General features: G+C 56.6%; 17 protein-coding genes. 5 read left to right on the top strand and 12 right to left on the bottom strand.

Annotated elements, in window-relative coordinates; genetic code table 11:
- Positions 1 to 146: 146 nt before the first annotated feature.
- The 3 genes from SD425_RS03650 to SD425_RS03640 all read left to right on the top strand — a co-directional run bounded on the left by SD425_RS03650 (position 147) and on the right by SD425_RS03640 (position 3,686).
- On the top strand, positions 147 to 1,541 hold the full coding sequence (locus tag SD425_RS03650) for a sensor histidine kinase (protein WP_324675525.1): 1,395 nt from the start codon (positions 147 to 149) through the stop codon (positions 1,539 to 1,541).
- 51 nt (positions 1,542 to 1,592) lie between these two features.
- Positions 1,593 to 3,245 (top strand): FAD-dependent oxidoreductase, encoded by a 1,653-nt coding sequence (locus tag SD425_RS03645; RefSeq protein WP_324675523.1) that lies wholly within the window; start codon positions 1,593 to 1,595, stop codon positions 3,243 to 3,245.
- A gap of 102 nt (positions 3,246 to 3,347) precedes the next feature.
- Complete coding sequence (locus SD425_RS03640) at positions 3,348 to 3,686, top strand: DUF202 domain-containing protein (RefSeq protein ID WP_324675521.1); 339 nt, start codon at positions 3,348 to 3,350, stop codon at positions 3,684 to 3,686.
- 18 nt (positions 3,687 to 3,704) lie between these two features.
- Here SD425_RS03640 and SD425_RS03635 read toward each other — a convergent pair whose 3' ends face one another.
- The 5 genes from SD425_RS03635 to SD425_RS03615 all read right to left on the bottom strand — a co-directional run bounded on the left by SD425_RS03635 (position 3,705) and on the right by SD425_RS03615 (position 8,990).
- A complete protein-coding gene (locus SD425_RS03635) occupies positions 3,705 to 4,859 on the bottom strand; it encodes an NAD(P)/FAD-dependent oxidoreductase (protein WP_324675519.1) in 1,155 nt (384 codons plus the stop codon).
- 33 nt (positions 4,860 to 4,892) lie between these two features.
- The gene (locus tag SD425_RS03630; RefSeq protein WP_324675517.1) at positions 4,893 to 5,648 is read right to left on the bottom strand and encodes an AraC family transcriptional regulator; all 756 of its coding nucleotides are present in this window, start codon (positions 5,646 to 5,648) and stop codon (positions 4,893 to 4,895) included.
- 180 nt (positions 5,649 to 5,828) lie between these two features.
- Complete coding sequence (locus tag SD425_RS03625; protein ID WP_324675515.1) at positions 5,829 to 6,233, bottom strand: response regulator; 405 nt, start codon at positions 6,231 to 6,233, stop codon at positions 5,829 to 5,831.
- Between the two features lie 7 nt (positions 6,234 to 6,240).
- Complete coding sequence (locus SD425_RS03620; RefSeq protein WP_324675513.1) at positions 6,241 to 7,677, bottom strand: PAS domain-containing protein; 1,437 nt, start codon at positions 7,675 to 7,677, stop codon at positions 6,241 to 6,243.
- A gap of 227 nt (positions 7,678 to 7,904) precedes the next feature.
- Positions 7,905 to 8,990: a PAS domain-containing sensor histidine kinase gene (locus SD425_RS03615; protein WP_324675511.1), complete on the bottom strand. Its 1,086-nt coding sequence runs from the start codon at positions 8,988 to 8,990 to the stop codon at positions 7,905 to 7,907.
- 224 nt (positions 8,991 to 9,214) lie between these two features.
- Here SD425_RS03615 and SD425_RS03610 point away from each other — a divergent pair, with 224 nt between their 5' ends.
- On the top strand, positions 9,215 to 9,751 hold the full coding sequence (locus SD425_RS03610) for an inorganic diphosphatase (RefSeq protein WP_324675509.1): 537 nt from the start codon (positions 9,215 to 9,217) through the stop codon (positions 9,749 to 9,751).
- 28 nt (positions 9,752 to 9,779) lie between these two features.
- On the top strand, positions 9,780 to 10,388 hold the full coding sequence (locus SD425_RS03605; RefSeq protein WP_324675507.1) for a DUF421 domain-containing protein: 609 nt from the start codon (positions 9,780 to 9,782) through the stop codon (positions 10,386 to 10,388).
- Here the strand turns inward: SD425_RS03605 and SD425_RS03600 are convergent.
- From SD425_RS03600 to SD425_RS03570, 7 genes are all read right to left on the bottom strand, one after another.
- The gene (locus SD425_RS03600) at positions 10,321 to 11,565 is read right to left on the bottom strand and encodes a glycoside hydrolase family 26 protein (protein WP_324675505.1); all 1,245 of its coding nucleotides are present in this window, start codon (positions 11,563 to 11,565) and stop codon (positions 10,321 to 10,323) included. The two genes, SD425_RS03605 and SD425_RS03600, sit on opposite strands and share 68 nt — an antisense overlap.
- A 64-nt stretch (positions 11,566 to 11,629) precedes the next feature.
- On the bottom strand, positions 11,630 to 13,240 hold the full coding sequence (locus SD425_RS03595; protein WP_324675503.1) for a glycosyltransferase: 1,611 nt from the start codon (positions 13,238 to 13,240) through the stop codon (positions 11,630 to 11,632).
- On the bottom strand, positions 13,218 to 14,729 hold the full coding sequence (locus SD425_RS03590; protein ID WP_324675501.1) for a tetratricopeptide repeat protein: 1,512 nt from the start codon (positions 14,727 to 14,729) through the stop codon (positions 13,218 to 13,220). The genes SD425_RS03595 and SD425_RS03590 overlap by 23 nt, the downstream gene beginning before the upstream one ends.
- 401 nt (positions 14,730 to 15,130) lie before the next feature.
- Entirely contained in the window at positions 15,131 to 16,321 is a 1,191-nt protein-coding gene (locus SD425_RS03585; protein ID WP_324675499.1) for a glycoside hydrolase family 130 protein, read from the bottom strand.
- Between the two features lie 22 nt (positions 16,322 to 16,343).
- The gene (locus tag SD425_RS03580) at positions 16,344 to 17,420 is read right to left on the bottom strand and encodes a LamG domain-containing protein (RefSeq protein ID WP_324675497.1); all 1,077 of its coding nucleotides are present in this window, start codon (positions 17,418 to 17,420) and stop codon (positions 16,344 to 16,346) included.
- Positions 17,421 to 17,468: 48 nt separating this feature from the next.
- Positions 17,469 to 18,968 (bottom strand): RagB/SusD family nutrient uptake outer membrane protein, encoded by a 1,500-nt coding sequence (locus tag SD425_RS03575; RefSeq protein ID WP_324675494.1) that lies wholly within the window; start codon positions 18,966 to 18,968, stop codon positions 17,469 to 17,471.
- A 20-nt stretch (positions 18,969 to 18,988) separates the two neighbouring features.
- Positions 18,989 to 22,423, bottom strand: coding sequence for a TonB-dependent receptor (locus tag SD425_RS03570; RefSeq protein ID WP_324675492.1), 3,435 nt, complete (start codon positions 22,421 to 22,423; stop codon positions 18,989 to 18,991).
- Positions 22,424 to 22,481: the final 58 nt, after the last annotated feature.

The following is a 22,481-nucleotide window of genomic DNA, read 5'->3' as shown; positions in this document are numbered from 1 at the left end:
TACTTCGCTTTTGTAAAGCATGCAACCCTGGTGCCCTAGCTCGTCACTTTGACAAGCACCCTGCTCATAGAAGCAAAACCGGCCTTCATCCTAGGTCTGGCGCTAGCAGTGTATATTGATAAAGAACCTAGCTTACCTTCGCACCTATGCCTGCCAATCTGACCCGAGAAGAGCTGCTCACCATAACCACCTTTCAGGGGTTGCCCACTGAAACGCTAGACTGGTTACTGGCCCACGGGGAGCGCCGCGACTACGCGCCCGACGAACCCATTGTGCAACCCGGCGACCCAGCCGAATACATGACTGCTTTCCTGCAGGGAGGCGTTCAGTTTTTCCGTACTCAAAACGGACACCGGGAACCACGCTTCCGCATTGGGGCAGGACAAGTCAGCGGCGTGCTACCGTATTCGCGCCTACAAACCTTGCCTAATTACGGCGCCGCCGTTGGCCAAACGGTCATGTTTGCTCTCCACCGCAGCTTTTTCCCGGAGCTCGAACGAGTGAGCCCAGAGCTGGTGCAGCGCCTAGTAGCCATCATGAGCGACCGAGTGCGCGAGGAAACCCGCGGCCAAGAAAGCGACGAAAAGCTCCGGGCTTTGGGCAAGCTTTCGGCGGGTCTGGCGCATGAGCTGAACAACCCAGCCGCCGCCATTGCCCGTTCCGCCGAAGCCCTAGCTGACCGGGCCGCAACGAAGCCGGCGCTGCTCCTCAGCCTGGTACGCCACTGCCCCACCCCCGAGTCGCTGGAAGCCTTGATGAACCTAGCAGAGTCGGCTTGTAGTATAGAGGCGAAGTCACCGCTATCGGCGCTGCAGCGCGCTGACCAGGAAGATGAGCTAGCCGATTGGCTGGAGGAGCAAGGCGTGCCCGATGGCTACCAGTTGGCGGGCGGGCTGATTGATGCTGATATAACGCTCGACCAACTCAAGCCCGTAGCTGCCGATCTACCCAAAGAGGTGCTGCCAGCAGCATTGGCTTGGCTCGAAGGGCAGCTCACCACTTATCATTTGGTTTGCGACGTGCAGGAAGCTAGCTCCCGCATCAGCACTTTGGTCAACAACGTGAAGACGTATTCGCACATGGACCGGGGCTCCGACATGGCGCCGCTAGATGTCGTGAGCGGGTTGGAAAGTACCGTGAACATGTTCAGCTACCAGCTGCGCAACAAGAATATTCAGCTCGTACGCGACTATGCCCCCGATCTGCCGACGATCTATGGACAGGTCAGCAGCCTGAATCAGGTCTGGACGAACTTAATTGACAATGCCCTCGATGCTTTACCCAACGGCGGCACCATCACGTTGCGCACGCGTCGGGAGGGCGACTTTGTACGCGTTTTCATCATCGATAATGGCCCCGGTATCCCGCCGAATATCTTATCCCGCATTTTCGAGCCATTCTTCACCACCAAGCAGGCCGGCGACGGCACAGGCCTAGGTCTTGACATTGCCCAGCGCACCATCCGCAACCACAATGGACGCCTGGAGGTGCAATCGGCGCCGGGCCACACAGAGTTTTGTGCTTGGCTGCCTGTAGCGTAGACTTGCACTCGCACACCTTTCTTTCCACAACGCTGCCCTATTCTTTCCGCCATGAAAAAACCCGTTCTCCTAGCCGTCGACGACGACCCGCAGGTGCTGAGCGCCATAGATCGGGACCTCCGCAGCGAATTTCGCCGCGACTACCGCGTTATCCGGGCTAGCTCTGGCGCTGAAGCCCTAGAAATCATCAAAGAGCTCAACGTTCGGGCCGAGCCGCTAGCGCTTGTCTTGGCCGACCAGCGCATGCCGGGCATGGAAGGCGTTGAGCTGCTAGAAAAGACGCGCACGCTCTTCCCCAATGCCAAGCGCGTGTTGCTCACGGCATATGCCGATACGGAAGCCGCTATCCGGGCTATCAATCAAGCCCAGCTCGACTACTACTTGCTTAAGCCCTGGGACCCGCCCCAGCAGCTCTTGTATCCTACGCTCCACGACTTGCTAGATGCCTGGCAGGCCACGTACCGCCCTAGGTTTCAAGGTGTGCGCGTCATTGGTTTTCAATGGTCGCCGCTCTCCCACGAGGTCAAGGACTTTCTAGCCGGCTACATGGTGCCTTTCGAGTGGCTAGATGTGGAAACGAACCCTGATGCGAAGGCCTTACTCAGCAGCACGGGTTTTGAGACCACCGATTTGCCAGTAATCATTAGTGAGGACGGCGAAGCGCTGGCCCACCCAGAACGCGGCGCTATTGCGGCGAAGCTAGGTCTAGCCTCACATGCCTCAGCCGACCTGTACGACGTAGTGGTGGTAGGGGCTGGTCCGTCGGGGCTGGCTGCGGCGGTGTATGGCGCTTCCGAAGGGCTAAAAACCCTTTTGATTGAGCGCAACCTTCCCGGCGGCCAGGCAGGCACCAGCTCCCGCATCGAGAACTACCTAGGTTTTCCTACCGGCGTGAGCGGCAGTGAGCTAACGCACCGCGCCTGGTCGCAGGCCGTGCGGCTCGGGACGGAGTTTCTGGCGCAGGAAGTCACCAATCTGTGCATCCAGGATGGCGCTTACAAAGTCCTCACCTTGGCCAACGGCAGCGAGGTGCGTACCAAAGCCGTAGTACTCACCCTCGGTGTCAGCTACCGCACCCTCGACATTCCTGGCATCGACCGGCTTAGTGGCGCTGGCGTGTACTACGGCGCCGCCCGCACCGAGGCCCGCTCTTGCGACAAAGGCGACGTGTACATTGTGGGCGGGGGTAACTCAGCGGGCCAAGCGGCCATGTACCTAGCTGCCTACGCCCGGCAGGTGTACATCGTCATCCGGGGCGAAACGCTGGCGGCCTCTATGTCGGCGTACCTCATCGAGCAGATCAGCCAGACCCCCAACATTGAGATTATGTCTTTCACGGAAGTGAAGGAAGTATGCGGACAAGACCACCTGGAGGAGTTGGTGCTTAGCATCAAAGGGCAGCGCGAGGTACGAAAAGCGCGGGCGTTGTTTGTCTTCATCGGGGCCAAGCCGAGTACCGAATGGCTCGACGGTACGGTGCTCTTCGACAAAAAAGGCTTCTTGCTTACCGGCCGCGACTTAGTAATGGACCCTCGCTACCCCACGCATTGGAAACGCCCACGGGAGCCGTATCTGCTCGAAACCTGCGTGCCCGGCGTATTTGCCTCCGGCGATGGTCGGGCAGGCGCCATGGCCCGAGTGGCTTCAGCGGTGGGAGAAGGCTCAATGGCCATCAAATTCGTCCATCAATACTTAGATGAATAGCTGATCTGCTTCGTAGCCCAGGGCCTAAACCCTGGGCTATTTAGTTTCTTGCTGGCGCCGCAACTATAACCTAGGTCAGCGAAAGCCAGTATGCCTTGTGGCATGGCTGCCATTCCTCCCTCCTACTCCGAACTGCCGCTAAGCCTGAGCGACCGGCTAGCCGTGGAGCGCACCCGCCTCGCCAACGAACGCACCATGCTCGCTTACCTGCGGACGGGCGTGGCCTTGGTAGTGGCAGGTTTTTCACTGATCAATTTCTTTCGCGAATACATCTATGTGTGGATTGGCGTGGGTCTGATTCCGCTCGGCATTGGTATGATCGTGGGCGGCTACATGCGGTTTCAGCACAAGCGCGAGCGTATTCATGCGGCCGTAGTCAGAGGACCACACCCCACAATGCCACAACAGCAGGTAGCGCCGGCTATTGCTGGCCAAAGCTAGCTTTGTGAGAGCAAGCCGCTACGCCATTACTTGGCTCATCCAAGCGACGGCGTTGGGCGAATGCAACTGTTCCATTGACTCGATAGAAATAGCCGCCACGTCGGAGCCGCGGCGGCGCATCTCGGTTTCGTACTGGCTGATTGCCTCTTGTAGGGTTGCAAAACGGCCATCCGTCAGGCAGAGGCTTAGCTCTAGCGCATCGAGCATGGCTATGTTCACGCCCTCGCCGGCATAAGGCGGCATCAGATGGGCAGCATCGCCGAGTAAGGTAATCGTGGGCTGGGTTGACCATTGCTGGTCGAGGGGCATGCAGTACTGCGGGCGCGGCACAAAATACGCCGCCTCTGTAGCGAATAGCTCGCGCCACACAAGGCTCCAGCTAGCAAAATCGTGCGCAAACCAGGCCGCCACCTGCCCTAGATTATGAAAGTCAATGCCGCTTTCGTGTACCCAGTTTTCGGTCGTGCGTTGACAGGTGTAGAAAGCTAGGCTACCGTCACCTTTGGCGCTCAGAATGATCGACTTCTCCCCGTCGAGCGCAAAGACTTTTCCACCCTTCACCAGCGCCCACAGGGCAGGAGCGTGCTGGGCCGCGTCGTACACATTGCCTTCTACTACCGTGTAGCCCGTGAAAAACGGCTTGCACGACGTCACGCGGGCCCGCACTTTCGAGCTAGCTCCATCAGCCCCTACTACTAAATCGGCGGAAGCGGTAAGGCCACCGGCGAAGTGCAGTTGCCAGCCATTGGTAGTAGGAGCTAGGTCTAGTAACTGGCTGTTCCAGACGATAGTACCGAGCGTAAGCGAATCGATCAGCAAGTCGCGCAACGGCCCGCGGTCGATTTCGGGGCGAAAATGCGCATGACCAAACGTGTGCGGATCGGGCTCTTGATGCTGGTCGTGGAGGATCGTGGCCTGCCCGTCGAGCAGGCGGAGTTTGTCGGCGCCCGGCCGATAATGCGCCTGAAAGGCATCGAGCAAGCCAGCTTCGGTGAGGGCGCGCAGGCCCGATTCGTCGTGGAGGTCGAGGGTAGCGCCCTGCTGACGGGCCGTGCGGTCAGCATCCCGCTCGTATACCGTCACATCGGCGCCTTGCTGTTGGAGTAGGCGAGCTAGCGTGAGGCCACCCGGTCCGCCACCAATGATGGCTATTTTCTTGTTTGTCAGAAGCATAGTTATCCGTACTTAATGATTACGGAGACAAAGCTATTCTTCAGGCCAGGCAGAAAATTGAATAAATCGGTCATCCTGGTTGCGCGCTAGCTCTTTCGGACGCACCCCAGAGAACTTGCGCACTTCCCGAATAAAGTGCGCTTGATCGGCAAAGTTTTGATCGGGGAACAACCGGCCGGCTTTCAGCTGCGGAAACGCCGCTCGAAACCGCAGAATAGCGCAATACGTCTTAAGCGACAACCCGAAGTAGTCTTGAAAATAGCGGTTGGTCTGCCGACTGCTCCACCCCGACTGCGTCGCCAGCTCGTGCACGGGCAAGATACCCGCAGAGGCATAGAGCAGCTCAAATAGCCGGCGTTTGCGCGGATCGAGGATTGGCTGCAACAGCGCGCGCAAGGTGTTATTCAGCTTGGCGCAGAACTGCCCAAAATCGGTTAGGTCAGCCGCCGTGATGTTCCAAAAGCTAGCAGGCAACGGCCGAACGCCATTAAGAATATCGGCCACGCGGGTTTGCAACAGGTACTCAGCAGCGGGCAAGCGCAGACTCACAGCAAACATCACCGTTTCGGCCGCGAGCGTGGCTTGGTCAGCAACGCTACCTAGCCCCATCAGCATAACGTGAAACGAATCCGTTTTGGAGTACGAAAACACCACATCGATCCACCCATCTGGCAGTAGTCGAATAGGCTTAGCGGCGCCCGAACCCGTTTTTAGCATCCAAAAGCGCTCAACCACAGCAGCTAGGGCTGTAGTTGGTTTTACAGCTTGATATTCAAGAGCATTGTCCATGTGCCGTTGGCGTAAGCAGCCTAGTATCCCCCCAGGATATCCCGGCAGACGCCTTACCAGGTATGATATTTTATAAGCCGGACTGTGTAAGCCGTCTTACGGCACCTTTACCATGATTCCGATAGAGCAACGCACGAAACCTAGCGCATTCGCATAAGCAAAAGCATTTGGGTGTGTACATCACGCTAAGTTTGACCGGCGCTCCACTATCCTTGCGTGGATTTCTTGAATGTGCATTTTGTCCAAAGGTTTATGAATCAGACCCGTCACCAGCGCGAACTCCTTGGCCCGCGCCGTATCAGCCAAGGCTAAGGACGACGTGAGAATGTAGATGAAGCAGCGCGGCAAAAGATCTTCCTCGTAAGGCTTAAGGGCCTCTAAAACGTCCCACCCGTTCATCAACGGCATATTCAGATCCAGCAGAATCAGCTCCGGAATTTCAGCAGGCAGGGTTTGCTGCAGGTAGCCTACTGCCTCTTGCGGCGACTGGAATGAGCGTACTGCGTCGCCTATGCCCTCCCGCTTCAGTAATTTCTCGGTTAGAAACACGCTAATAAAATCGTCGTCAATCAGAACGGTATGCATGCGCTTGTTAGGGTATCAATAGAGTAAATTGGGTACCAACACCCACTTGGCTTTGGGCCTCTATCCGGCCGCCCATGGATTCGAGGTGCGTTTTAATTAAATATAATCCAACCCCTCGGCCCGATGTGGTTTCGTGGAACCGCTTATATAACTTAAAAACATCTGTGCCGGCCTTTTCGCGGTCGAATCCTGAGCCATTATCTTCAAAGGAAAGGTGCACTCCTATGGGTGGTTGGCGGGTACCCGTGATGGATATTCGAAGCGGCCGATCTGACGAACGGTATTTAAGAGAGTTGGTAAGCAGATTATAGAAGATACTGTACAAGTAGGCGCGGTTGCCGTGCACGCGCAAGTCGCCGGGTAGTTCGAGCCTGATTACGGCCCCCGCCCGCTGCACCTCCTCCTGCAAACTAAACAACACTTGGCCCAATACGTCGGCGAGCAGCATCGACTCGGGGGCTGTCATGTCTTGCCTGTCCCGCACCGAGAGAATGGTATTCATGTCTTGAAACACCACATCCAGTTGCTCTAAGCTAGCTTCCAAGTAAGCTAGGGTCTCCGATGGCGCCGCTACTTCTTCTTGCAGCAGCCGGGCCAAGCCGAGGGCATTGGTTAGGGGCGCCCGCAGGTTGTGGGACACTAAGTAGGTAAACTGCTGCAAATCTTGGTTGTGCCGATACAAGTCTTGGGTGAGCCGTTCTTGGCTGGCCTGGGCTTCCATACGGCGCGAGATGTCGGAGAAGTACACGGATAGGCCCGCCTCTGAAGGAAAAGCCTTAACCTCCAGCCACAAGTGCTGCTTTGCGTAGTAGGCTTCAAAATGCACCGCTTTGCCGGTGGCTATAGCGTGGTGATATTGCTGGTAAAAGGCGCCGTTTACCTCCTCCGAAAACACTTCCCAGATATTCTTTCCGAGCACATTCGCCCGCTCTACGTGCAGCAGTCGCTCTACTTCGTGGTTGAGGTAGGTAAAGCACCAATTCCAGTCGATGAGAAAAAGTGCATCGGTGATGCTTTCAAAAATGGTATTAAGCTTCCGGGCCTGCTGCTCAATGAGTTGGTGGGAGGCCGTCAGTTCGGTGATATCGCGCGCCACCATGTGCACGCCTCGCACGTTCCCATCTACCCACAGCGGCACTTTAGAGACATTGAGCACCCTAGGTTCGGCACCCTTGAACTGCACGGCTACGTCGAACTGCACGCGCGTGCCGGCAAAAGCTTGTTGGAGTTTTTCGTTAAATACCGGAACAAGCTCGGGCGGTAAGAAGGGTGACAGCGTGCGCCCTACCACCTCGTCTTTCGTCCGATTCAACAAAGTCAAAAAAGAGCTGTTCACATCCCAAATGACACCTTCATGGTCCTGAAATAGAATCAGATCCAAGTTATTCTGAAACAAGGACCGAAACCGCTCCTCACTGTTTACCAACTCTGCACTTTCACTCATGGTGGGTTATGCTGCTAGAAGTAGTGGCCCATTGCACAAGTAGTTGAGAGCGGCAGCCTTCACCTTATAGCCCGAGTGTTGTATGACGAGGTGGAGGCGAGGAGCTAAAATCGACCACTTTCTACTAAAACAGAAGGTAATGAGCTTTGGAAATATCTTGTTCTTTCTTCCCTTTTTACGAGTGATATAAAAAATAAAGTTGCAGAATTGAGGGTCTAAAAAACGGTCTAACTGGTCACGGGCAACTCAACAGTAAAAGTAGAGCCGCTACCCTCCGTGCTAGTTACCGTCAGCGTACCACGGTGCAGTTCCACAATCGTTTTGCACAGCGACAGACCTAGGCCGGTGGTAGGCTCACCACGCAAGCCCGGTCGACGCGCCTTGGTGAAGCGCTCGAATAGTTCAGGCAACAGCGCGGCAGGAATGCCAATCCCTTCATCGGCAACGGCGACGTGGACACAGCCGGGGCAAGGCGCCACGCTGACCTGAATACGGCGCTCATTGGGAGTGAACTTGAGGGCATTGCCAACTAGGTTGCTAACAACCTGCTGGAGCTTGTTAACATCTACTTCCGCGTACACGGGCTCCTCGGGCAGCACCAATTCTAGCTGCCGGGCCTCACTCCCCGGTGCCTGGCGTAGAGGCTCCACACATTGCCTTACTTTGTCGCGCAGATCAACCCGCTCAAGGTTCAGGCTGATGTTAGAGGACTCCAGAAATTCCTGATCCAGCAGGTCTTTGATCATCTGAACGCTTTTCTGGCTGGTGTTCTGCATCATTCCCAGCATCTGGGCCACGTGTGGGTTGTCCTCTGGCACTACCTCCTCCTGAATATGTTCCGTTAGGCGCTGCATTACGCTGAAGGCGCCGGATAGGTCATGCGCGAGGATCTCCAGTACCGTGTTCTTCTTGGCGCTGAATTTCTCGTTCGTTGTCTTGTTGTCTTTGCTCACGCTAATGTCGCGCAGCGTGCCCCCTAGCCACGCGTGCCCCTCCGCATCTTGGTACCAGTGCGGCGCCAAGCACAGCCACTGGTCGGCACCGCCGGGTGTGCGCAAGCGGAAATCTATCTCATCATGTAGCCGACCTTGCGTCCAAAGCTGCCAGTAGCGCTGCATCAGCGGCAGTTCATCGGGGTGCAGGCGGGCGAACAGGGCTGGCAATTCATCGTTGACGTGGGCGCAGGTGCCGCGTAACACCTGCTCATAAGCGCGGTTGATGAACACGACCCGCTGAGCCGCAAGGTCATAAATGAAGTGTATCTGCGAACTAGCTTCCGCTTGATCTAGAAAAAATGTGGCAGGCTCTAGCATTATGCCCAACATTAAAAAAAGATAAGGACTTATACGACGTCCTATAGTTTGGTTGTGCCTTCTTCGCTGATCTGCCGGGGGTACGCAAGTGTGCTTTGTTCTTTCCTTTGGTATGCCTGCGCTCACGCGGCTACCTAGCGTTTGTGTACCTAGCTCGGCACTTGCAACCCGCACCACAGCCTACCGGTACAAGGTAATGTTACCGAATTGTTACCTCCTTTCCTATGGCAGTCGCTTTGCACACCTTGCCTGCGCAAAACGCAGAAAGCAAGAACTTCAACGTTATTATTGAGACCCCAAAAGGCAGCCGCAACAAGTTTGCCTACGAACCCGACCTAGAGCTTATCCAACTCAAAGGCGTGCTGCCCGAAGGCTCCAGCTTTCCGTACGATTTCGGCTTTATTCCCTCCACCCGCGGCGAAGACGGCGACCCCATCGATGTGCTCGTGCTGATGGATGCGCCTGCTTTTCCGGGCTGCTTGTTGGAAGTGCGCTTGATTGGAGCCATCGAGGCCGAGCAAATCGAGAACGATGGCCGCGTTGAGAAGAACGACCGGCTACTGGCGGTATCGGCCATGTCGCGGCAGCACCAGCACCTTCAAGACATCAAGGACTTGTCGCCGCAACTGCTCCACGAAATTGAGCACTTCTTTCATTCCTACAACGAAGCGAAGGGCGGGGAATTCAAACCCGTTCGGCGCTCAGGCGCAAAACAAGCAGCAAAGCTCGTTGAGCAAGGGCAAAAGCTCGCCGCTGCATAACACCCCACCCTCTTTCGCCTGACAACCTATGAGCGTTGCTTGGTTTAGTAATTTGCTAGAGCTACACGCCGGCCCGCATACTATTTCGGTACTGGCCATGTGCTTGCGCGCCTTTATCATCTTCTTTGTATCGCTGGGGCTGTTGCGCCTGGTGGGCACGCGCGCCTTCGGAAGCAACACCCCCTTTGACGTTGTCATAAAGATCATTCTGGGGGCCGTACTCAGCCGGGCCATCGTGGCAGCCTCGCCGTTTTTCGGTACTCTCCTAGCTAGCACGGTGTTGGTCGTGTTGCACCGCGTGCTAGCTCTTGCAGCCTACCACAGCGATTTTGTTGGTCGGCTCATCAAGGGCGAACCTAGGGTGTTGGCACAAGGCGGCCAGCTTTTTCATGACCAACTACGCAAGACTGACCTCTCCGAAAAAGACCTACACGAAGGACTACGGGATGCTGCCAACATCGACTCGCTGGCCGAAACCGACGTGGTGCGCCTGGAGCGCAATGGTCAAATTACTGTTGTCCTGCGGAAGAGCCCCGTAGGTCCGCCAACGTCGCCGCCCAAAGGCTATACTACTTACCCAAAGGATGTTGATCCGGGCGAGCAGCCGAAGGCGCCACGACCAGCGGCTTTCCACTAAGCAGCCGACTGATGGGCGAACGGTGCACCCGCCAACTTTTCATAGCCTGCGTAGCAGCGGTTAGCACCTTTTTATCCGCATTAAACGACCAATCCAACGACTTGTAAGTGGTGGTCATGTCGCTTGAGTTGTTGTAAAACACCACTGCTTTCACGGCTGGGTACTTCACCGGCAAATCGGTGAGAGCTTGCTGGAACCATGCCGCCCGGTCGCCGCCCACACGCAACGAGCCAAACTCGGTGACGATAATTGGCTTGCCGTACTGCGAGAACTCCGCGTAGCTATTGCCGAAAATTTCATCAAACGAGTACCACTTACTCCATGCCGGCGCCACTGTGCCGTAGTTCAGGGTCGTTACCCCGATCCAGTCTACGTACTCATTACCTGGGTAGAACTCCCGGTAGTTAGTGTAGGCTGGGTGCGGCGACCAAAGCCAAATAGCATTGGTGGCACCTAGCTGCCGGAACCGGCTCACTACGTGACGCCACGCAGCAATGTAATCGGCCGGATCGTTGTTCTGCGGCCCCCACGGGTAGCGGTACGGATCGTTCATCTCGTGGCCGAAGCGTAGGTAAAAGGGCGCGCCAAATTGCTTGGCCGCCGTGGCCCATTTGTCCACGTAAGCATCGTAGCGGCCCGCTGCAATGGCTTTCAGGCCGCCTTCATTTACGCGTTCCGCAGCCTGCGCAGTTGGAAATACAGTTCGATCGAAGTCATCCAGCCAAGGCTCCCAGGTAATCATCGGGAGGGAGCCTAGGTCTTGAATGGCTTGTGCCCGCAGCATAGGAAATACCTGATCTTTCTTGCTGCCCCAGGCTGTGTACAGCTGAATGATGGGCAGCTTCACTTGCAGCGATTCTTCCAACGCCACAATGCTCTCGTATGACTCGGCGGTGTTGTTGTCGTAGGCACCCGTAAGGATCGTATCGGGGGCGTTGAGCAGCGCTTTGTTGGTGCGGTAGCGGGCAAACCACCCTAGGGCGGCCGAGCGGCTCTTGCGCAGGTCGCCGCCTACTAGCTGTTTTTCAAACCTAGCTACGTCGCTCGTCACGGTGGTAGCCAAGTCTTCTAATGGCCCTTTGCTTCGCTCGCCGGCAAACAGCAGCAACGACGAAAGCAGCACGCCGGCGATAATAACCAACAGCACGGCGGAAGTTCGGTAGACCAGAACTTTCATGATTGAAATACTAACGGATGGGATTGATTCGGTCAGAACAGAAAAGCAGGTAACAACAAGCTGCTTAAGATGCCAGTTGGCGGCTTGTAGTAGGCAGCGGCACGATGGCCCAGGGCTCCTCCGGCGTCAGCTTGCTCGATTGATAAGCGGCAAACAAACCGCCCACCGTCATGAGAAAGGCCACGCCCGCAAACGCCATCATACCCCAGATATCGCCGCTGCTCAGGGCGAGGCGCGCTTCGGGTGTGTAATAAGCTCGTTCTACCACCACGTACAGCAGCGTACCGACAAACAACAACTGGTGCGCTAACAGCGGCCAGGCAAACCAGGTGAAGCGCCCATCAGCTAGCTTGGCGGTGGGGATATAGGGAATCTTGCCATCCCAGAGCGACAGCACAAACCCCAGGAAAAACACCGGCCAGCAGGCGAACTTCAGGAACATGCCGCGCCAATGTAGTCCGCGCTCCTCGGCTGGGTGACACAGCCACCGCTGCACGTAGAGGTAAATCAGCACGCCGAAAACTCCCACTGGCAGCCAGTGCACCAAAAACTCCACGAAGTTCATGTTTGCTGGCTGCAAACCGCCCCAGAAGAATAGGTACGGAATGAGCAAGAACAGCAGCATCGTGGCGCCCGACACGTAGTAGGTGCCCACCGTCAGATACGACAAGCGCTGCCAGAAGCTAAGCGTCGGCCACAAGTTGGGCACTTCGGCAAAGAGCACTTCGTGCACGCCCCGCGCCCATTTCAGTTGCTGTTTGCAGAACGAACCTAGGTCCTCGGGCACCAGGCCGCGGCTCACGACTACCGGGTTGTACACTGACTTCCAACCCGCGGCGTGCATGCGAATGGCCGTGATGAGGTCCTCAGCCAGGCCAATGCCGTGCCCCCCGATGCTCTTCAGCGCCGTGCGGCGGAAGGTGCAGTTGGCCCCAATGGCTACGGCGCAGTTCAGGCCGTTCATGCCCATTTGGGTCGGGCCGTAGAAGCCGTACGTCTGCTCGGCAGCACCGCGGGCCGTGAAGGAGCGGTACTGGTTGTAATAAGCCTGCGCCACCTGCACAAAGCCTACTTGCTCATCATCGAAGTAGCCCAGCACCTCATCCAGGAAGTTCGGGAATGGGATGTGGTCGGGGTCGAGTACTAGGATAAATTCCTCATCGGTGCGCTGCAAAGCGGCATTGATTTTACCAGCTTTCGCGCCAGGCAGCCCCACCAATTCCAGCCACACAGCGCCGTTACGCTCAGCTGCTTCCCGAAACCTAGGGTCGCGAGTGTCATCGAGCAAATAGGTAGTGTGCGGATAGTCGATGCGGGCGCAAGCTGCCAGCGTCTTTTCAAACATGCTCAGCGGTTCGCCCGGCGAGCTGGTCGTGAAGATGGCTACCCGTCGCTGCTGGGGTGCAGGCCTAGGTTCGGGCTTGCGGATGCGCAGGTACGATATCCACAGCACCACCATCCGGACGATGCCCCACCAGAAGATAAACGTCAGCACCAGAAACAACGGCAGCGCCGCCACGTGCTCCGCCCGAAACCACCAGTCGCCAAGCCGAAGAATGCTCGCGCAGCCCGCCACCACCAGCACGGCCAAGCCTAGCTTTTGCGCCGTAACGGGCGCAGCGGCAGCCCGGAACTGCCACAGCCCTTCCGCCTTATTTTTGTTCTGAGGCCACATGATAGCTGAGTTGCAGGCCAGCCTGCTGCGCAGTAAAAAAGAAAAGTTTGCGGTAACTGTAGTCAGCAGCCAAGGAAAGCGCCGGCGATATTTTCACCTGACAAACCACTTGCAGATCAAGCGGGTGATAGGATGTGCGCAAGAAGCCTCGCTCTACGTACAGCTCATTGCTAGCCGATTTATTCAGGAACAAATAAGGGTTGTCGGCCTTCGCCAGCACGCCCACGCTGGCCTGCCCCGAAAACGTCACCTTCCAGGGCGGCTTTATCTTAAAGGAGCCTAGCAGTGAGTTGACAACTTGATTCTTGGGCGAGAAATACGGCGCGTAGTAGCCTGCCACGGGGCTGTTGGCAGCCACTATTTCATCGAGCGTCTTGACTGGCACGTATGTGCTTCGCTTCGTGGTAGCGTAACTCAGGGCGTAGCCGCCTTGCAGCGTAGCGAGCTTAGTAGTGAGCAGCGGAGCCAGTAGCCACGCGTAGGCCGTTTGAACCGTGTTGTCGTCGGCAAACGTTTGGCACTCGTAAACCGCTTTGCCGAGCCACCGATCCGATTTATTTAGCCGGATTGCTGCGCCCTCCACGTTTTGCATTACAGTAGTCGTGCTGCGCACGCTGGCTAGGGTACGCTGGTAAGGTCGGTGCTCTGCATTAAAGTCTAGGTAGAGGTAGCTTGCCACCTTCTGGGTAAGCAGCACACTGCCCGTTGGGCGCCAAGCACCGCTGCCTAGCTGCGCTCGAAACACCCCCCCTTGCAGATTCAGAGTCAATCCACTTTGGTTCAGCCGGATCGTGTTCCCTGCTTGCAGCCAAATAGAATTGCGTGCTAGCTCTGGCAAGTTGAAATGCGTGAATTGCACCCGCAGCGAAGGCGCAAGCAGCCACGAGCGATACCACGTACTTTCCAGCTCGTCGTTCAGCGCTTTCAGCGGCTGGTCGGCGGCGGCATAGCGGCTGCTTAGCCGCAGATAAGGCGCCTGCGCTTGGTGCAGTTCGGTCAACAGGGCCGTGGCGTCGGCGTTGCCAGGATAGTGCTTGAGCATGAACGCAGCCCGGTTTTCGGCCGCGGCCAAGTGTCCTTCCTGGTAGCAAATGCGTGCCACCAGCAGGTTGGCTTCGGCCTGGAGACTATCATGGGCTAGGTACCCTTCCAGCACGGCTTGCGCCTGCCTATGTTTTCCGAGCTCGTAGAGAAAGCGCCCGTAGTCGAGCTTGAGCACAGCTAGATCCGGAAAGGAGGTAATGGCGCGACGATGCACCTCATTGGCGCGCTCGTACGCCTTGTTCCAGTACAAAACCTGTGCGTGCAGCCGCAATCCATTCACATCCAGGTGCCGTGCGTTGTAGCTTATCAATAAGCGGTCAGCGGCAGCAAAGTCCTTGGTAGTAGCCTTCGCCCGTGCATATTCCACTGTATCAGCCGGGGAAGAAGATTGTGCCTGGAGTCTTTGAGCTAAAAAGAAGGCAAATAGTAACGTAATTATTTTCATTCAGCTCCAGAGCACGCGTAAGTAGAAAAGAAGCCTCTAGCCGTCGATCGGCAACTTTTACTTCTGAAAAAGACCATAAAAATGGCATTCTTTATCCTGATATAAAAATTTCATGTTTTATCATGAAGTAAGTAGTATCGGTTAAAAACTACTCTTTGCACCATACAAGATTGTGCGAGCAAGCCGCGGCCCGAAAACAAATCGACCATTTGCCACATTCATCCGACGTTCTTGCCGTTTTCAACGCCCGAAAGTTTGAATGTTGGGATTAAGAGCAGATTCGACCGTTTACTTATAGACAGCACAACCTTTATCTGCTTCAGAAGTAGCATTCTATCTAAAAAGCAAAAGCGCAACCTAGCTAGGTTGCGCTTTTGAAGAATAGCTAAGAGTGCTGCTCGTTACTCCACTGGTCGCGTCGCTACAGCAATTTTAGAATCAGCGGTGCCATAGTAGAGAAACCATTTGGAGTTGTAGCGGGCCAGGCCTTCCAGAAACACTACTTGGTTTACTTGCCCAGTCGTTTCATACGGCTTTTCGGGGCGCATGAAATAAGTATCTGTGCGGTTGAGCAGCGTAGCCGGATCGTTCTTATCGAATAGGGCCTGCGCCGCGGTGTAAGTACCTTCCGGCAGCGACTTGTCGCCGATGGCAGGCACGTTCCGGCTGTTGTATATCAGCAAGATGCCTTTGTCAGTGAGCATGGCCGGTGGCCCCGATTCGACTAGGTCGCTGTCGAATTTGCCTTCGCGGGTGGGCAGCACAATCTTTAGGTTGGGTAAGGTGAGAGCCTGAGCGCGCAAGGGTACGGGGGGCTTTTCGCCGGCGGCCATTTCCAAGGGCGTCCAATGGATAAGGTCGTCGGAGGTAGCTAGCCAGATTTGCGCGTCGCCCCAATACATCCAGTACTTGCCCTTGATTTTGGTTGCTACAATACGGCCATCGGGCTCGTAGCGCGATACAATGGAGCCTGACTTGCTCCATTTATCGACGTACTTGCCGTCCGCTACGTCGTTAAAAACACTGCCGTACTTAGTCCAGTGTAGCAGGTCTTTCGATGAAGCCACCTGCAAGCGGGCTAGGGCGCCGTCGTAGGCCGTATAGGTCATGTAATAGGTGTGGTCGTCGCTCTCCACCACCCTAGGGTCTTCCGTGCCGCCGGGCCACTCATATTTCTTCTGAGCGTCGTTATCGGGATATAGCACCGGCTCTTTCATGCGGGTGAAGTGAATGCCATCGGTACTAGTAGCTAGGCCGATACGCGACGCTTTTTCGAGAGCACCCACCTTGTTTTCTGCCCGATACAGCATGTAGATCTTCCCGTCCTTCACTACTACCGCCGGGTTGAATACGTCCTTTTCTTCCCAGAGCACGGGCTGCTTAGCGATAGGGTCAACGAACCGGCCGACCATGCTAGGTCCCATAATTGGGTTGGCGCTGTCGACTTTGGTGAAGTTGAGCATCGTCCAGCTTTCGGCGGTGGGTTGGGTTGTTGTTTGCGCTCGATCGGAGCTGTTGCAGCTCAGCAGTCCGGCGAGGGCTAGGGTCAGTAAGCTGCCAGTCAGGTAGGAGCTTTTGTTGGAATCTGTCATGTAGGGTGAGGTCGGGCGGGCGTTATAAGGATCTTTCAATGGTGTAAATGGACGTTACTTCCGCATCCGTCAGGGCGCGGTTGTAGAAGCGGATATCATCGAGCTGCCCTTTAAAGAAGGCGGCGTTGTAGTATGTGAAGTAATCCGCCGTTTGGCCAGCAGTGGGCGCACGGTTATATACCTCCTTCGGAAGTTGCTGACCAATAGCCAGGTTAACTGGCTCCGGAACCGTCTTGAGGGCGCCTTGCGTGTTGGTCCAGGTTTTTACCAACACGCCGTTGATGTAGAATTTCAGCGTGCCGTCGACGTATGACGTCACTACGTGCGCCCACGTGTTGACCGGCACAATGCCCGCCTCGGAGTCGCGGTCGAAAATCGTGGCCGTAGTAGACGCCGTGAAGAACGGCTTGCCGGCGCCTTGCAGCTGCAGCTTGAAGCCATTCCAGCGGTTCAGCGACACGATATAGTTGTTGTCGTTCGCGTCAAAGCGCTTGCACCACAAGCTAATAGTTAGGGCTTGCGGATTCAGGGCCGCCTTGTACGGCACTTCGATATAAGCACCGTTGTTAAGCTCGTACGCTTGGTTGGCCCGGCCGAACCGGTCAGCTACGAGCTGCGGCACTACACCACCGTCGCCCGGTGCCGTGCCCGGCCCTGTTGGCCCCGATTTCAACAAACCGTTATTCCCGTTGGCAGTAGCGTCGTTGGCATTACCTTCGAACTTCCATTGTGCCACCAGGTTAGCTACCGAAACTTCCTGAATGAGCCCGCTCCGGAAAGCAGCCACGGCCCGGCGCAGGTTGGCCGTGGCGTTATTCACCTCCAGCTGCGTGTATTTGGCGTCGTCCCGGGTGTTGATAGCTAGGTCCAGCGCCGACCTCAGGGCTGCTTTCGAGCCGACGGTATAGTTGCCGGGCTTGGTGCCTTCCACGGCGGCATTGTAGCCCACGGTTACGGAGTCGATCAGCGCCGTCAGCTTCGTTTTGTCGCCGCTGATTTGCGGGTCGTCATCGTCTGAGTCGGAGCAAGAAGATAGTGCCGTGGCAAACCCGACGAGCAGCCACGGGAGTATAAGCAGGTAAAATAGATGCCTTTTCATGTTCAAAATCACAAAGGGGTGGGAATGAAAAGCCCGGCCAGAGCCAGACTATTTACCTAGCTTTTTATTGGTGTCCCGCTCGCTCTGCGGAATGGGATAAAACTGATTGCGAGCGTAGTTGAAATTGGGCCGGTCGCTTAGCGCTTGGCGGGCATAAGCCTCACCGTAGCGAATCAGGTCGAAGAACCGGTGAAACTCTAGGGCTAGCTCCGAGCGCCGCTCCCGCCGAATCAGGTCGCGCAACTGGCTTTGGTCCGTCACGGTAATGTCGGGCAGCAGGCCTGCGGGTACTGTGCCGGCGCCCGGCAGCGAAGTATCGTAGAGGTAGCTTTCGCGGGCTCTTTTGCGCACCTGGTTGAGAGCTTGCAAGGCCGCCATGCTGTTACCGCTTTCGTTGAAAGCTTCGGCCTGCATCAGCAGCACATCGGCGTACCGAATGGCTTGGTAGTTTAAGCTGCCGTCACCTTTGATGGTGGTCGGAATCTCGGTAAGCGGCTGCAAGTGCTTCTTGGCTACGTAGCCCGTCGAGGTCCAGGTGGGGTCAAAAGGCACACCGAACAACGGCTGGCCCGTCCGCCCGACGGTGTAGTCCAGGCGCGGATCAACGATGCCGGCGGAGGTCCGCTCGAAGTTGTCCACTAAACTCTGGGTAGGAAGAAAAAAGCCGTACCCGTTCTGCGGACGCGGAGCAAACCACTGGTTGAGGTTGTTGCCCTGGCTGGGACTTAAGGCGCTGGTGTGCTGCACCGAGAAGATAGTTTCAGTGTTGTTTTTGGTCGCGGCGCGGAAATTATCGGCGAACACCGAGGTCAGCTTATAACCCAAGGCGCCCACCGCTTGCGCCGTTTGGGCGGCCAGTGCCCATTTCTTCTCGTAGAGGTAGGTTTTTGCTAGCAAAGCTAGGGCTGCTCCTTTGGTAGCCCGGCCTAGGTCGGAACCAGACCAGCTTGTGGGCAGGGCATCGGCCGCAGCCTGGCAGTCGGCCTCGATTTGGGCGTAGATCTGGGCTTGCGGCAGAGCCGGGCTTTGCAGCTCCACGGGCGTTTCCACCTTCACACGCAACGGAATATCGCCGTAGAGCGAGGTCAGCTCCAGGTAGTAGTAAGCTCGCAGAAACTTGGCCTGCCCTACTGCCTGCTGGCGCACCGTGGCGCTAACGCTGGTGTTCGATTCCGGCAAGCCATCGATAACTGCGTTGCACTTGAATACGCCATCGTAGTCACGCTTCCACTGGGCTTCTACGGCGGCGTTGATGGGCGCAATGCTGAAGTTATCGACGTTCTCGAAGTCGGCTTGGTCGCCGGGGTTGCTACCTTTCACGGCGTCGTCGGAAGCCACATCGCCTAGCACCCAGATGGTGTTGGAGCCGCCGTCGCGAAACGAGAGCGGCACGTAGGCCGCATTTACGGCCAGGATGGTGTTGGTATCGGAGGTGAAGAACTGCCCCGCCTCGTATTGCCCGAGCACGGGTTGATCCAGGAATTTCTCGCACCCGGTCGTCAAGGCCAGCGTGCCCAACAAGCCAAGAGCAAATGGTTTGATTTTCATACTGATTGATGGCTAGGTGGTTAGAAGCTCGCGTTGATACCGGCCGTGAAGGTGCGGGCCGAGGGGTACGTGCCGAAGTCGATGCCCACGGCGCGCACGCCGTCGCCGAGCGAGTTGCTGTTGGTGCCTTGCTCCGGGTCGAGGCCAGTGTACTTGGTGAAGGTGAGCAGGTTTTGCACGCTGACGAACAGCCGTACCGACGACACTTTCACTGGTGCCAGTACCTTCTCGCCGAAGGTGTAGCCTAGCTGCAAGTTCTTGAGCCGCAAGTAGGAGCCGTCTTCTAGGAAGCGGTCGGAGGGCTGCTTGTTGTTGGAAGCGCCGGTCCACGACAAACGTGGGTATTCGTTGGTGCTGCCTTCGCCGGTCCAGTAGTTAGTCGCCGCACGCTCCGTCATGTTGAAGGCTCGGTAAAAGCCTTCGATGTCGGTGTTCACCTGGTTGTAGAGCTTGTTGCCGTATACGCCCTGGAAGAACAAACTCAGGTCGAAGTTCTGGAAGCGCACGTTGCCCGTCAGACCGTAGGTCAGCTTCGGAATGGAGCTGCCGACGAAGGTGCGGTCGTACCCATCAATCACGCCGTCGGGTACCCCATCGGGGCCGCTGAGGTCCTTGTATTTCACGTCGCCAGGCTGAATGCCGGGGCCTTGGTAGGCATGGGTGAATACTTCCTGGGCGTTCTGGAAAATGCCTTCTTTCTGCAGCAGGTAAAACGACCCAATGGGATGCCCCACGGAAGTTAGGGTGGCGAAGTAGTTGTTGTCGATGCGGCCGCCGACGATGGGCGTAGCGTCCCCCAGCGACACCACTTCATTTTGCAGCGTAGCTAGGTTCCCGGTGATGTTGTAGCTCCAGTCTTTGCCGATGGTATTACGGTAGTTCAGCTCCACTTCCAAGCCTTGGTTGCGGATTTTACCGGCGTTCACAGCGGGGTTGCCACCGTTGCCAGCGCTGCTAGGCTGGGGCAAATTCAGCAGCACGTTCGACGTGTTCTTGATGAAATAATCTACTGACAGCTGCAAGGTCCCTTGCAACAGACCTAGGTCCAAGCCAAAGTTTGACTGCGTGCTGGTTTCCCACCGAATGTTCGGGTTGCCCTTACTCACAATGCTCAAGCCCTGCGTAGACACGCCGCCGAACGGATAGTAGAAATTGCCGCCTATCAGCGACGCGTAAGGGTAATTGCCGATGTTCGAGTTGCCAAGCTGGCCCACGCTAGCGCGCAGCTTCAGCAGCGACAAAGCCGATATTCCCTGCATGAACTCTTCCTGGGCTAGGTTCCAGCCTACCGAGCCAGAGTAGAAGCTCTCGGCCCGCCTGCCCGGCAAGAATTGAGAGGAGCCGTCGCGGCGGAAGTTGAAGCTAGCTAGGTAGCGGCTGCTATAGTCGTAGCTCACGCGGGCAAAACCAGAGAACAGCGCCGAGTGGGCTTCTCCCCCACCGTTCTGCTGCACGCCCGTGCCACTGTCGAGGTACTGGAAGGTAGACGACTGGTCAACATAACCGCGACGCGAGGCAGATATGGCTTGCACGTTGTTCTTAATGGCTTCCGTACCAAGCAGAAAGCTAAAGGTGCTCTTGCCCAGCGGCAAGTCGTAGACGGCTGTGTTGGTCCAGTTGTAGTTGAACTCCTTGTTATTGGATTGGGCTAGCTGCGCCGGCGAGTTGAAGGCGCGGTCGATACCGTACGTCTTGAAGAACTGCTTGTAATCGGTGATGAGGAAGGTAACGCCATAGTCGGAGCGGATGCGCAGGCGCTCGATGGGCGTGAATTCGGCAAATACATTGCCCAGCAGCGAGTAACGGTTGAAGTTGCGGTCAGTAGCGTCGGCCAGCGCTACGGGGTTGATGCCGTCGCCTAGGAAACCGGTAGCTAGGTTGCCATCCGGCGTGCGGGGCAAGTCCACGAACTGGCCTTGGTCGTTGTAAACCGTGGTACCGGGCGTGCGAAACAGCGCGAAACGCACCACGCTAGCGCCCGGGTTACCATCGCCGAAGCCGTCGCCAGAGGTGCCTACCTGCCGCGTTTTGTTGTAAGAGAGGTTGGCATTAGTGCCCACCTTGAAGTACTTCGACAAGGTGGTATTCACGGCCGTCCGCAGGTTATAGCGGTCAAAAGACGAGTTTTGAATTAGACCGTCTTGCTTGAGGTAGCTGCCCGATACGATGTACTGGGAGTTGTCACTGCCGCCGCTCACGTCCATTTGCACGTTGTACTGCTGTGCAGGCTTCAGCACTTCCTTTAGCCAGTTCACATTGGGCAGCGACCCGGCCACATTCGCCGGAATTGGGTCCCGGCCGTCGTTTTGGGCCGCAATGTTGTAGGCCGCCACATACTGGCTGGTGTTGGCCATCTTGATCAGGTTGGAAGCCGTTTGCACGCCGCCGTACGCGCTGACGTTCAACCTAGGTTTGCCCGACTTGCCACGCTTGGTGGTAATAATCACGACGCCGCTGGAGGCCCGCGCCCCGTAAATGGCCGCCGAGGAAGCATCCTTCAGAATGTTGACGCTTTCAATATCATTAGGCGAAATCTGGTTGATACCGGTTTTCGTGGGCACCCCGTCGATGATGTAAAGCGGATCGTTGTCGTTGAGGGTACCGATGCCACGGATGCGCACGGAAATATTTTCTCCCGGCGCCCCGGTTTGCTGAGTGATGGCTACACCAGCGGCTTTGCCCTGCAAAATTTGGCTTGTATTAGTAACCGGCAGGTTAGCAATGTCGCGCTGGTTAATCTGGGAAACAGCACCGGTCAGATCCGCTTTGCGCTGGGTCTGGTAACCGATAACCACCACATCATCAAGCGCCTTCACATCCGTTTGCAACACGATGCTTATTTGCGTGCGGCCTTGCAGCGGCACTTCCTGGGTGATGAAGCCAATGGCAGAAATCGTCAGGGTGGCGTTGGCGTCAGGCAGGCTTAGGCTGAAGCTACCGCTGGCGTCGGTGGTAGTGCCATTGCTGGTGCCCTTCACCAATACCGTCACGCCGGGCAACCCTTCGCCGTTGGCCTGAGTTACGCGGCCTGCTACCGTCACGGCCATCGGCACCGACGAGTTGTGCGCTTCCAGCGTGGAGGGTGCCACCGAACCTGTCGCTTCGGCCCGGCGGATAACCACTTGATTCTGCAACACCTCAAAAGATAGGTTTAGCGGCGTGAGCAGTTCATTAAGCACTTCATCCAGCCGTTGTTCGCGGGCCTGGAGCGTCACTTTCTGCTGCGTATTGATGAGCTTGGAGCTGTACACAAACTTCACATCAGCCTGCTGACTTATCAGGCGAAGCACCGCTTTTAGCTCTTGGTTGCTGATCTGCAAGCTGATGCGCCGCGTCAGGGCATCTTGCGCAGAGCTAGGTGCGGCTCCTACCTGGTGCACGCTGAGTAACAGCAGCAGCACCGGGAGACACAGCCACTGCGTGCGCCGTATTCGGTCGAATAAAAGTTGTAGCATGGTGTATGGGGAATTAGGCGAAGAGAACACAAGGCACTAGCGCTGCGGAATGCCGCAC

Source organism: Hymenobacter sp. GOD-10R, from assembly GCF_035609205.1.
Lineage (GTDB): Bacteria > Bacteroidota > Bacteroidia > Cytophagales > Hymenobacteraceae > Hymenobacter.
Note: the sequence above shows the minus strand (reverse complement) of the source record. Positions and strands in the feature narration are given on the sequence as shown.